This is a genomic window from Pseudomonas sp. TH32 (assembly GCF_016650855.1).
Lineage (GTDB): Bacteria > Pseudomonadota > Gammaproteobacteria > Pseudomonadales > Pseudomonadaceae > Aquipseudomonas.
On record NZ_JAEKFA010000002.1, the window covers coordinates 2,735,157 to 2,747,987 of the forward strand.

A 12,831-nucleotide genomic window follows, 5' to 3' on the forward strand; every position below is an offset into this window, starting at 1 on the left:
CTGCCCTGAAAATCTTGTAAAGGGACTGTGTACATGGATGTTGAATTGGCCCATGCGATCGAGGTCGCAGAAAGCGAGTATTTGTGTTCCCGCGTTGAGAGCTTGTCGCGGGTCAGTGGAAATCCTTTTGGTGCTCGTGTTTTTTCCAACGGGGCTTTTCCGTGCTTTCAGGTGAAGGCAACGCCCAGTCCGATGTTCAATCGCATTTACGGTGATAGCACCGGTAATCCCCAGTCACTGCGGAACTTGCTCAAGGAATCAGCAGCGTACTCGACAGTAACGCCGCTTATAGGCAAGGCCTCGGCGCTGGAGCAATACGCTTTTGCGGGAGAACAGCGATTGGAGCGTTTGAGGGGCTGGACGCATCTGCAGCTTGCGTGCCCTATCGAGGACGCGGTGTTGACTCCCCAATCATTCGACATCGAAGAGGCCACTTCAGACTCTCTTCCGGAGTTCGCGGCGGTTCATGCGAGTGGCTTTCATACCAAGCCAGAGCATCGTCAGTTGAGCCAGGCTTCGTTTGCAGGGCTCATGGCAAATGATCGTCTGAAAATCTACGTCCTTAAAGCTGATGGGCAGGTCGTTGCTGGCGCGTTGATGTACCTGGCCAGCAATGGGGTTGCCTACCTGGGGACGGCTGCCACCCGAAAAAATGCACGAGGCCTGGGCTACCATGGAGCCCTGATATCTCACCGGATAGAGCAGGCAAAGAAGCACGGCAGCCTTGTGGCCGCCGCGACTGCGCTTCCCGGTTCGCAGAGTCGCCGCAATTTGCAGCGTGCTGGGCTGGCGGCATCTCATGCTCAGGCGCTGTATCGCTTGGCGGGTGGTTGAAATAGGCCGGCGTGTTCGCGTCAAAAAGCGCCCGACTCAATGCTACCGGGTGCCCTCCAAACCCTACGAACATCGTTTAGAGCTGTGGTGAATGAACTAGGGAAGAGCGGAGTCGGCGCGTGCAGTAACAACTTCTGATTGGACAGTTCGCCAACATCCAGTGGAATTATTCTTTGGCGCTCTTTGCAGATTTAATGGCACTCCTTGCGAGTTACGTGACTACTTTGACTCAGATAGTCTTCTGCTTGTCACTACTTAACCCATTTAGGCTGTGGTGCCCTCCGCCCATCATTCCATTGGTGTTAGGCATTCGGCAAATCAGCAAGGAATTGTTCATGAAAGAATTTGAAATTGACAAGAGCAAGCCTGTGATAGTCACCGGCGCAACTGGCTACGTTGCCGGCTGGATCGTTAAACGGCTATTGGAGGAAGGCGTCACTGTTCACGCGGCCGTGCGCGATCCGGCTGACCGAAGAAAAGTCCGCCATCTTGACGAGATGGCGGCAAAGCTGCCGGGCACTATTCGCTATTTCAAGGCGGACCTGCTTGATCAAGACTCCTATACCGAGGCAATGGCGGGTTGCGGCATTGTCTTTCATACGGCCTCTCCCTTCACGCTGAACATCCGAGACCCCCAAAAGGAACTGATTGATCCGGCCCTACTGGGCACGTGCAACGTACTCGAAACGGCCAACCGGACGGCGTCAGTAGCACGTGTCGTCCTGACCAGTAGTTGCGCGGCTATATACGGCGACAATGCAGACCTGGAACAAACACAGCGCGGCATCTTCACGGAGGAAGAGTGGAATAGCAGTTCATCCCTTAATCACTCGCCATATTCCTACTCCAAAACCGTCGCTGAGCGCGAGGCGTGGTACATCGCCAAGAAACAATCACGTTGGGGTTTGGTTGTGCTCAACCCGAGCTTCGTCATCGGTCCAGGCATCAATCCCCACGCCACCTCGGAAAGTTTCCACATAGTCCGGCAGATGGGAGATGGCCGCATGAAGGACGGCGTCCCAGATTTCGGAATTGGTGCAGTCGATGTTCGGGATTTAGCGGAAGCACACCTGCGAGCCGCCTATTTGCCCAAGGCCCAAGGGCGCAATATCATTTCCGGGCACAACACTTCTCTGCCGGAAATCGCCAAGGCGCTTCTGCCGAAGTTCGACGCTTACCCAGTGCCGCGGCGTATTCTGCCTAAGTGGCTTGTGTGGCTGGTCGCCCCGATGGCGGATAAGAGCACCACTCGCAAGTTCGTGTTGCGAAACGTTGGCCTCCCGTGGAGTGCTGACAACGGCAAGAGCGTTCGGGAGCTCGGCATGGTTTATCGCCCCCTCGATGCCTCGATTCGGGATATGTTCCAACAAATGATCGACAACGGGTTAATTCCAAAGCGCTGAGGCATGAAGCGGCGGGAAATGGAGCGTTGATGAAACAAGGTACGAACTTCGTGGTTCAATCGGGCTGGCGGTTGTTGCTTGCAGATATGGGCGTAGATTCTGCTCGCGTTTTGCGCCATGCGAACCTTCCGGCAGACCTGTTCTCTCGCCAAGAGGCGACCATCACGGCTGCGCAATTCTTCGAATTATGGCAAGCAATCGAGCAGGTTGGAGGGGATGACATGGCCTTGCCGCTCAAATTGGGTCAAGCAATCTCTGTTGAGGCCTTTGATCCCGCGATCTTTGCTTGCTTGTGCAGCCCTAATCTCAACGTCGCCTTTCAGCGTTTGTCTGTCTTCAAGAAGCTGATCGGTCCCATGGGGCTGGTGGCTGAGGTGGGCGCCAACCAAACCTCGGTGACATTGGAATGCTACTCGGACGCTGGTCCCATCCCGCACAGCATGGCGGCTGCCGAGATCGTTTACGCGACCCAACTGGTAAGGATCGCCACGCGTCACCGCGTGGTGCCTAGGGAGATTACGCTTCCGGAACTTCCTGATCACATCCAGAGCTATGAGGACTTTTTCGGCGTTATGCCAAAAGCGGGGAAGACCATCCGTCTCACATTCTCGAAAGAAGATGGTGTCCGTCAATTCTTGACCGCCAACGATTCCATGTGGAAGTTCTTCGAAGTTGGTTTGCGTGAACGCCTAACGACTCTGGATTCAACCGCGACCATTAGTGATCGCGTCAAGGCTGTGTTGTTGGAGGGACTTCCCTCTGGGCAATACACTGTCAACGATGTCGCGAAGCACTTGGCCGTCAGCAAGCGCACTTTGCAGCGGCAATTGAGCGAAGAGTCGACATCTTTCAAAGACATCCTTATCGCCACTCGCCAGCAACTGGCTGTGCACTACCTTCGTAAGCCCTCTATCGCGCAGGGAGAGATCGCATTCTTGCTAGGATTCCAGGACGTCAACTCCTTCATTCGGGCATTCAAGGACTGGCAGGGAGTAACACCAGGCGCATACCGACTGAGCAGTCATTTGCATCGGGTTTCGTAGACACATTCGATTGACCACTAGTGGCCGATTTCTGCCTGTCACGACTGACCGAAATCGACCCTAAGCTGCTCTTCGCGAAAGGCAGCAATCGGTCAGAAATAGCCTCCAAATGCAGACTCGCCAAGCATGAGCTAAACCTCATCAGACCGTCTTGATGAAGGAATGCAAAATGTTAGGGACACCAGCGGTGTTCAGCGCCTGCCACGAAGGTAAGTGGCGTTCGATTTATCTCTACCTCCAGACAAAGGGAGAGGATCTCTATCTGACTTTTGAACAAGGAACTGCCGGCAATTACTTTCTCAAGATTAAGCGAGAACACATTGCTAGGGTTTCAGCTTTCTTTGCTGCGCCTTCTAACCGGGCGACTGTTACATGGAAACCGTCAATATTTTCGTGGTACCGCCTTAGCTTCTCTGAGAGTAATCAGCCGGGAGCGCTCGCCATTCGGATACTCGCCTTTACCCCTCTCTCGATCAGTGGAACGACTGTTCCATTCGCCATAGAGAAATTGGTGCAACTCGGCCACGTAATGCAAGCGCTCGTCGATTGCCCTCATGAACCTGTTTGAGAGGTCGGTTTTGGCCGATAGCCAACCGTGAAGACTCCCTCCACCCACCGCACACCTCCAAATTTCATCCCAACTCCCGCCCCAAAAACGGCGCAGTCCGGCTGCTCTTGCTCTTCGCAACTGTCTGCGGCGTGCCACTCACCACCACCTTCCCGCCTCTATCCCCTGCCCCCGGCCCGATATCAATCACCCAATCACTCTGCGCCACCACGCGCATTTCATGCTCCACCACGATCACCGTATGCCCCGCCTCCACCAGATGATTCAGCTGGCTCAACAACCGGTCCACATCCCGCGGATGCAGCCCGGTCGTCGGCTCATCCAGCACATACAACGTTGCGCCCCGGGCATTGCGTTGCAACTCGGTCGCCAGCTTGATGCGCTGCGCTTCCCCGCCCGACAGCTCCGTGGCCGGCTGGCCAAGGCGCAAATAGCCCAAGCCAATATCCCGCAGTACTTGGAGTGGCCGCAGCACGCCCGGTTGCCCGGCAAATACCTCGACCGCCTGTTCAACAGTCAGCCCCAGCACTTGGGCGATGGTCAGCCCTTGCCACTTGATTGCCAGAGTTTCGGGGTTGTACCGCGCCCCGTGGCACGTCGGGCATGGCGCGTACACGCTGGGCATGAACAGTAATTCAACGCTGACAAACCCCTCGCCTTCGCAGTTCGGGCAGCGCCCTTTGGCGACGTTGAAGGAGAACTGCCCGGCGTCGTAATTCCGCTTTTTCGCCGCCGGAGTAGCGGCGAACAGTTTGCGCACGTTGTCGAACAGGCCGGTGTAGGTCGCGAGGTTGGAGCGCGGTGTGCGGCCAATGGGCTTCTGGTCCACTTGCACCAGGCGGCGGATGTGTTCCAGGCCGCCGCTGATGCGCCCGCCGCTGGTTTGCGGGGCGTCGTCTTCCAGGCTGGGTTCGTCTTCGCTTTCCACCACGCGGCCCAGGCCTGCGCCTACTAGTTCCAGCAGTGCCTGGCTGACAAGGCTGGATTTACCCGAGCCGGAGATGCCGGTGACGGCGGTGAAGCAGCCCAGGGGAAGTCCACGCTCAGATCGTTGAGGTTGTTGCGCGTCACGCCTTCCAGGCTCAGCCAGCCGGTGGGTTGGCGCGGGGGCTGGCTGACCGGGCGTTTTTCGGCGAACAGGTATTCGCGGGTTTGCGACGCTTCGATCTGCGCGAGGCCTGCGGGTGGGCCGCTGTACAGGACCTGGCCGCCGTGCTCGCCGGCAGCGGGGCCGACGTCGATCAGCCAGTCGGCGCGGCGCATGGTTTCCAGGTCGTGTTCCACCACGAACAGGGAGTTGCCGGCAGCCTTCAGGCGGTCGAGGGCGGCGAACAGGGCTTCGCCGTCGGCCGGGTGCAGGCCGGCGGAGGGTTCGTCGAGCACGTAGATCACGCCGAACAGTTGCGAGCCCAGCTGGGTGGCCAGGCGCAGGCGTTGCAGTTCGCCGGAGGACAGGGTCGGTGTGCTGCGTTCCAGGGCCAGGTAGCCCAGGCCAAGGTCGGTCAGGGTGCTGACGCGCTCCAGCAGGTCCTGGGCAATGCGTTGGGCGGCCAGGCGTTTTTCCACGGAGAGTTTTTTGTCGCCCTGCCCTTCGGCCACCGGGCGCAGGAGTTCGGCGAGTTGCAGCAAAGACATTTGCGACAGTTCACCAATGTCCACGCCGGCAAATTTCACTGACAGCGCGGCCTTGTTCAGGCGTTTGCCTTCGCACAACGGGCATGGGCTGCCCTGCATGAATTGCGAGACGCGCTTTTTCATCAGGGCGCTTTGGGAGTGGGTGAAGGTGTGCAGGATGTAGCGCCGCGCGCCAGTGAAAGTGCCCTGGTAGCTGGGTTCCAGTTTGCGTTTGAGAGCGTCGCGGGTTTGGGCTGGCGTGAAGCCGGCGTACACCGGAACGGTGGGCGTTTCTTCGGTGAAGAGGATCCAGTCGCGCTGTTTTTTCGGCAGGTCGCGCCAGGGGATGTCGACGTCGTAGCCGAGGGTGACGAGGATGTCGCGCTGGTTCTGGCCTTGCCACGCCAGCGGCCAGGACGCCACGGCGCGCTGGCGTATGGTGAGGGACGGATCGGGCACCATCAGGGCTTCGGTCACTTCGTACACGCGGCCAAGGCCGTGGCATTGCGGGCAGGCGCCTTGTGGCAGGTTGGGGGAAAAGTCTTCGGCGTACAGCATCGGCTGCCCCGCCGGGTAGCTGCCGGCGCGGGAGTAGAGCATGCGGATCAGGCTGGACAAGGTGGTGACACTGCCCACCGAGGAGCGCGTGCTGGGCGTGCCGCGCTGTTGTTGCAGGGCCACCGCGGGGGGCAGGCCTTCGATGGAGTCGACGTCTGGGACGCCCACCTGGTCGATCAGGCGGCGGGCATAGGGCGCCACGGATTCGAAGTAGCGGCGCTGGGCTTCGGCGTAGACGGTGGAGAATGCCAGCGAGGACTTGCCGGAGCCTGACACGCCGGTGAACACCACCAGCGCGTCGCGGGGGATGTCGACGTCGACGTTGCGCAGGTTGTGTTCCCGGGCGCCCCGCACCCGGACGAAGCCTGGGCGTTGGTTGGAGAGTGACGTGTCGGGGGGCAGGTTGCGCTGGGAAGTCATGGGTAACCTTATCGGTGTGCTCAAGGCAGTGAAGATCAATTGTGGGAGCCGGGCTTGGTGTTGCTGGCTGGATCTCCATTCGTCACATCATCCGGAGGTCAGCACCGAGCGCACTCGTTGGGCCAACTCATCCGGGCTGTAGGGTTTGCTCAGCAGGTGAATGTCCTGGCTCAGCAGGTGGTTGCTGGAAAGAATGTCGCGGGTGTGCCCGGAGGTAAACAGCACCGCTATCGCCGGCACTTGCTCACGCGCCCACTCAGCCAGGTCGGTGCTTTTGACCCGCCCCGGCATCACTACGTCGGTAAAGATCAGGTCCGGTTGCAGGCCGGCGCGCAGCATCCTCATGGCCTTGTCGCCGTCTTCGGCGATCAGCACGGTGTAGCCGGATTGTTCCAGCAGTTCCACCGCGGCGGTGCGTACGCCTTCGTTGTCCTCGACCACCAGGATGGTCTCCTGGCCACCGCTGTGTTGGGTGAGCTCGACGGGCGCTTCTTGGCGTTGCGGCTCTTCGAGGCTGCGCGGGAAATACATCTGCACCAAGGTGCCGCTGCCCACTTCGCTCTCCACCTCGACGTGCCCGCCACTTTGCCGCACGAACCCGAACACCATGCTCAACCCCAGCCCGGTGCCGTGGCCATCCGGCTTGGTGGTGAAAAACGGTTCGAAGGCGCGCGCCATGATCGTCGCCGACATGCCGGCGCCACTGTCGGAGACGGCCAGGCGCACGTACTCGCCAGGGCTGATGCTTTTGCCGGCGCAGTCCGGGGGTTGAGGATGATGTTTTCGCCGGTGATCCGAATCACGCCCTCGCCTTTCATGGCGTCCCGGGCGTTGATCGCGAGGTTGAGCAAGGCGTTTTCCAGTTGATTGCGGTCGACGTTGATGCACCACGGATCCTGGGGCAGTTGCACATCAATGTGGATGGTTTCTCCCAGCGCCCGCTGCAGCAGTTCGCCCAGGCCTTCGTAGATGCGCAGCGGGTTGTACACCGCTGGCGAGAGTGGCTGGCGACGGGCAAACGCCAGCAGTTGCGAGGTCAGCTTGGCCCCGCGCTCCACCGCCGCAATCGCGGCGCTGACCCGGCGCTGCACCTGGGGGTTGTCCGGCTCATGCCGGGCCAGCAGGTGCAGGTTACCGGCGACCACTTGCAGCAGGTTGTTGAAGTCATGGGCCACGCCGCCGGTCAGGCCACCGATGGCTTCCAGCTTCTGCGACTGGCGCAGCTGTTCCTCGGCGGTGGAACGGGCCTGCACTTCCGCCGCGACGCGCTGCTCCAGGTTGTGGGTGAGTTCCTGGCGCAGGCGCTCGGAGATCATATGTTCGGTGGTCTCCACCACAATCGCCAACACTCCGCCCGGCCGCTGGTCATCGCCGGCTACAGGGCTGTAATACAGGTCCATCCAGACTTCTTCCGGGCGGCCGTCGCGCAGCAGTTCCAGGGGCAGATTGCGGTAGGACAAAGTGCCGCCAGCCAGGCAGGTGTCGACCACATGGCGGTTGAAGTCGGCGACTTCCGGCCAGCCCAGTTCCACCGGCACCCCCAGCAGATACGGGTGACGGCCACCGGCAAACACCGAATAGCTGTCGTTGTAGATCATGTAACCCGCCGGCCCCCACAGCATCACCATGGGCATCGGCGAGGCCAGCATCATCTGCACGGCACTCACCAGGCTGCCGGGCCAGTGGTCCAGCGGGCCGAGGTCGGTGCCGGACCAGTCGAAAGCACGAATCCTCTGGGCCATTTCCCCAGCCCAGCCTTCACAGCCGTGGGTATTCGATAAAAACTGCATCGGTCGGCTCTGCAAAAAGATAAAAGGTGGGCGGCAATGAAAACTTTGAGCCTGACAGCAGCGGTTGGTTTCATTGCATAGTGCTGATGCGCGGATGAACGGGCAAGGGCCGGCTCAGCGAAAATCCCGGCTGCGCACATTGATGCCTGACAACAAGGGGGTCAGGTCGGTCAAGCGTCCGGCGATCAGGTGCCGAACCTCCCCCACTGCCTCCCAGCGCCCGTCCACTTTGAGCAGCCGCGAGCCCACCAGCGCCTGGCGTTGGCGTTCGGCCAAATCACGCCAGACCACTACGTTGATATTGCCGAACTCATCTTCCAGGGTGACAAAGGTGACGCCGCTGGCGGTGCCCGGGCGTTGTCGACCGGTGACCAAACCGGCGACGCTGACATTGCGTCCATGCTCGACCCGCAGCAACTCTTGGGAACTGCGACAACGCCGCGCCCGCAGTTCATCGCGCAACAACGCCAGGGGATGTGGACCGAGGGTGGTGCCGACGCTGGCGTAGTCGGCATACAAATCCTCGCCCACCGTCGGTTGCGGCAGCTCCACCACCGCCTCTTCGGGGCTGGCCACCCCGGCAAACAGGCCAAGTTGTTTCTGCACCCCGGCCACCTCCCAGCGCGCCCGGTGCCGATGCCCGGCCAGGCCCCGCAAGGCCCCGGCATCCGCCAGCAGTTCCTGGGCACGGGTGTCCAGGAGGGCGCGTTCGCCGAGGTCGGCAATATCGGAAAATGCTTGGGCCTGGCGCGCTGTTTCGATGCGCCGGCCATCCTCTTCGCGAAACCCGGAGATCATCCGCAAGCCCATGCGAATGGCCGGTTGCTGGCCGTCGATGGGTTCAAGGCTGCAGTCCCAGTCACTGGCCTGCACGTCCACCGGGCGTATCTGCAAATGATGGCGCCGGGCGTCCTGCAGGATCTGGTCGGGGCTGTAGAAACCCATGGGCCAGCTGTTGATCAGCGCGCAGGCAAACGCTGCCGGTTCGTGGCATTTGAGCCAGCAACTGGCGTAGGTCAGCAAGGCGAAACTGGCAGCGTGGGACTCGGGAAACCCGTAGCTGCCAAAGCCCTTGATCTGCTCGAAAATCTGCGCGGCGAAGGCTTCGGTGTAGCCGTTTTTCAGCATGCCGGTGCGCAGGCGCTGCTGGTGGGGTTCGAGGCCGCCGTGGCGTTTCCAGGCGGCCATGGAACGGCGCAACTGGTCGGCTTCGCCGGGGCTGTAGTCGGCGGCGACCATGGCGATCTGCATGACCTGTTCCTGGAACAGCGGGATGCCCAGGGTGCGCTTGAGCACGCTTTCCAGTTCCGGCGATGGGTAGGTTTCGGGTTCTTCCTTGTTCCGCCGCCGCAGGTACGGGTGCACCATGCCGCCCTGGATCGGGCCCGGTCGCACGATAGCGACCTCGATCACCAGGTCGTAGAATTTTTCCGGTCGCAAACGCGGCAACATCGACATCTGCGCCCGCGATTCAATCTGGAACACGCCGATGGTGTCGGCCTTGCTGATCATCGCGTAGGTCGCCGCGTCTTCCTTGGGCACCGAGGCCAGGCTCAGGTCTTGATTGCGATGGCGGCGCAACAGGTCGAAGCAGCGGCGAATCGCGCTGAGCATGCCCAGCGCAAGAATATCCACCTTGAGCAGGCCCACCGCGTCGAGGTCGTCCTTGTCCCACTGGATGATGGTGCGCTCGGCCATGGCGGCATTTTCCACCGGCACCAGGGTGTCCAGCGGGTGTTCGGAAATCACGAAACCGCCGGGGTGCTGGGACAGGTGCCGGGGGAAGCCGATCAGTTGCTGAGTGAGTGTGAGCACCCGGCGCAACACCGGGCTGTCGGGGTCGAAGCCGCCTTCGCGCAGGCGCTCCAGGGGCGGCGCTTCATCGCTCCAGCGCCCGCAACAGTCGGCCAGGGCGTTGACCTGATCCGGCGGCAACCCGAGGGCCTTGGCCACATCGCGCACCGCGCCGGCGCCGTGGTAGCTGCTGACCACCGCCGTCAACGCGGCGCGGGTGCGGCCGTAGCGCTGGAACACGTACTGCAGCACTTCTTCGCGGCGTTCGTGTTCGAAGTCCACGTCGATGTCGGGCGGCTCGTTGCGCTCCCGGGACAGGAAGCGCTCGAACAACATGTTCATCAGGCTCGGGTCGATCTCGGTGATGCCCAGGGCAAAACACACCGCCGAGTTGGCCGCCGAGCCGCGGCCCTGGCACAGGATCGAACGGCTGCGGGCGAAGCGCACAATGTCGTGCACAGTGAGGAAGTAGCTTTCGTAGCCCAGCTCGCTGATCAACTTCAGCTCATCGTTGATCTGCCCAAGGGTCTTGGCGTCGACGCCGTGCGGCCAACGCTGGGCGATGCCCTCTTCGGTCAGGGTGCGCAGCCAGGTTTCCGGGGTTTGCCCTTCGGGCACCAGTTCTCGCGGGTATTGATAGCGCAACTGGCCCAGGTCAAAGGTGCAACGCCGGGCGATGTTCAGGGACTCTTCCAGCAAGTGCGCCGGGTACAGCACGGCCAATGCGTCGAGTGTGCGCAAGTGCCGCTCGCCATTGGGGTGCAGGCGCGTGCCGGCCTCGGCCACCGGGACGTAATGACGGATCGCGGTCATGGTGTCTTGCAGCGCACGGCGGCCACGCACATGCATGTGCACATCGCCGCAGGCCACCGCCGGCAAGTGCAGGCTGGCGGCCAGGTTCAGGCGTTGTTCAAGGTGGCGGGCATCGTTCTGGCCGCAGTGCAACTCCACCGCCAGCCACAGGCGGTCGGTGAAGGTGCTGCGCAGCCATTGGATATGGGCCTGGGTGTCGGTGTCTTCGGCCATCCATAACGCCAACAGGCCTTGCACGCAGGTGAAGTCTTCCGGCAGTAGTCGGTAGTGACCTTTTTCCGCACGGCGGCGGGCGATGGTGATCAGCCGGCACAGGTGCTGGTAGCCCTCCAGGTTCTCCACCAGCAGCACCAGCTTTGGGCCGTTTTCGAGGCGCATCTCGCTGCCGATAATCAGCGGCAACTCGACCGCCTTGGCCGCCTGCCAGGCGCGGACGATGCCCGACAAGGTGCATTCATCGGTGATCGCCAGGGCCTCGTAGCCTTGCTGTTTGGCCCGCTCAAACAGTTCCCGGGCGCTGGAGGCGCCACGCTGGAAACTGAAGTTGGACAGGCAATGCAGCTCCGCGTACTTCATGCAAACCAGCCTTGCAGCCACAGCGCGCCGCTTTCGCCCACAGTGCGATAAGCCCAGCCCTGCTGGCCGGCGCGGGTGCGCACCAGGTAGTAATCGCGGCGCACATCGGCGCCATCCCACCAGCCGGATTCGATGCGCTCCGGACCCATTAAAATTTGCAGGCCCTGCTCGGCCAGGGGCGTCGGCTCAGGCAGCAACCAGCCGGGGCGCTGCACAGTGTTTGAGGGCACGCACGGGCGAAGGTCAGCACCGGGTTGCCAGGCGCATTCGGGGCGGTGGTCGGCGTGAAAGCGCAGGCCTTGCACCGCCTCGTCCCCCAGCCGCGCCCGCAGGCGTTCGCGCAGTTGTTCCCACGGCAGGGTTTGTTGCGGGCGCTCGTCGAACAGGTCCTGGCGCTGGGGCACAAACACCGGCAGGTCCTGGGCCACCAGGCGAAAGCCACGCACCGGCGAGGTGACTTGCACCTGCTCCAGGCGGCCACGGGCCAGTTCGAACAGCATCGCTGCGTCGCGCTCGGCGCTGAGCAGGCCAACCTTGATGAGGGTGTCGGGGTCTGCGGCGTGTTCCAGGTGCAGGTCAAAGCGCTGCACGCCACTGTCGCGGCCACACAAAAAAGCCGACAGGTCGCCGGTCAAACGGCGCAACGGAAACAGCAAGGCCTGGTGGGACGACACATCAAAATTCAGCTCGATGCGCACATCGAAGCGGTCCGGCGGTTGGTAGAACGCCAGGGCCAGGGGCCGTTGCCCGCTCAGTGCATCGAGGTGCTTGAGCAGCGCCGCATCAAAGCGCCGGGCCAGGGTGTGCCGGGGCAACGCCTGCACCTGGGCCAGGGTGCGCAAGCCCATGCGCGACAACGCGGTGGCGGCGTGCGGGTCGAGGCCGGCGCGGTCGATGGGGATGGGTGCCAGGGCGCGTTGCAGGCATGGGTCATCGGCCACGGCCAGGCCGTCGTAGGCATTCGCCAATATCCGCGCCGCCGCCGGGTTCGGTGCGGCGACGATGCGGTGACGAAACCCCAGCTCGGCCAGTTCCTTGCGCAAGCGTGCCTCAAGCTGCGGCCACGGACCGAACAGGCCCAGGCTCGATTCGATCTCGAACAGCAACGCCCGTGGGTAATACACGCTGACCTGGGAACTGAAACGGTAGGCCCAGGCGGCCAGAAACTGCTGCCAGTATTCGATCTGCGCCGGGTCGTATTCGGCGCAGGCAAACGCCTTGGTCAAGGCATGGGCTGCCGTCAGGGATTGGCCGGGGCGCAGGCCGAGTTTGCGTGCGGCGTCATTGACGGTTTGCAGCACCCGCCGCTGCGGCGTGCCGGCCAGCAGGGCCAACGGCTGATCCGGCTCGGGGCGCGAACGCAGCACCCCGTCCAGCGCCAATTGCGGGAAGACAATACACACCCAGCGCATGCCAAC

Annotated in this window: 6 protein-coding genes and 2 pseudogenes; 4 read left to right on the forward strand and 4 right to left on the reverse strand. The window is 61.9% G+C overall.

Translation table 11 applies throughout. From position 1 onward, the window contains the following. Positions 1-33: 33 nt before the first annotated feature. From JFV30_RS16250 to JFV30_RS16265, 4 genes are all read left to right on the forward strand, one after another. On the forward strand, positions 34-834 hold the full coding sequence (locus JFV30_RS16250; protein ID WP_201124612.1) for a GNAT family N-acetyltransferase: 801 nt from the start codon (positions 34-36) through the stop codon (positions 832-834). A gap of 335 nt (positions 835-1,169) precedes the next feature. Beyond that, a complete protein-coding gene (locus JFV30_RS16255; RefSeq protein ID WP_242487099.1) occupies positions 1,170-2,237 on the forward strand; it encodes an NAD-dependent epimerase/dehydratase family protein in 1,068 nt (355 codons plus the stop codon). A 29-nt stretch (positions 2,238-2,266) separates the two neighbouring features. Continuing rightward, a complete protein-coding gene (locus JFV30_RS16260) occupies positions 2,267-3,280 on the forward strand; it encodes an AraC family transcriptional regulator (RefSeq protein ID WP_010172174.1) in 1,014 nt (337 codons plus the stop codon). A 169-nt stretch (positions 3,281-3,449) separates the two neighbouring features. Beyond that, positions 3,450-3,848 (forward strand): hypothetical protein, encoded by a 399-nt coding sequence (locus JFV30_RS16265; RefSeq protein ID WP_201124614.1) that lies wholly within the window; start codon positions 3,450-3,452, stop codon positions 3,846-3,848. 64 nt (positions 3,849-3,912) lie between these two features. On the opposite strand, the pseudogene JFV30_RS16270 reads toward JFV30_RS16265, so the two are convergent. The 4 genes and pseudogenes from JFV30_RS16270 to JFV30_RS16285 all read right to left on the reverse strand — a co-directional run bounded on the left by JFV30_RS16270 (position 3,913) and on the right by JFV30_RS16285 (position 12,825). Beyond that, positions 3,913-6,440, reverse strand: a pseudogene (locus JFV30_RS16270) (excinuclease ABC subunit A). 87 nt (positions 6,441-6,527) lie between these two features. After that, positions 6,528-8,230 (reverse strand): annotated as a pseudogene (locus JFV30_RS16275) (ATP-binding protein). A gap of 114 nt (positions 8,231-8,344) precedes the next feature. Continuing rightward, positions 8,345-11,434: an error-prone DNA polymerase gene (locus JFV30_RS16280; RefSeq protein ID WP_201124615.1), complete on the reverse strand. Its 3,090-nt coding sequence runs from the start codon at positions 11,432-11,434 to the stop codon at positions 8,345-8,347. Further along, positions 11,410-12,825: a Y-family DNA polymerase gene (locus JFV30_RS16285; RefSeq protein ID WP_201124616.1), complete on the reverse strand. Its 1,416-nt coding sequence runs from the start codon at positions 12,823-12,825 to the stop codon at positions 11,410-11,412. The genes JFV30_RS16280 and JFV30_RS16285 overlap by 25 nt, the downstream gene beginning before the upstream one ends. Between the last annotated feature and the right edge of the window lie 6 nt (positions 12,826-12,831).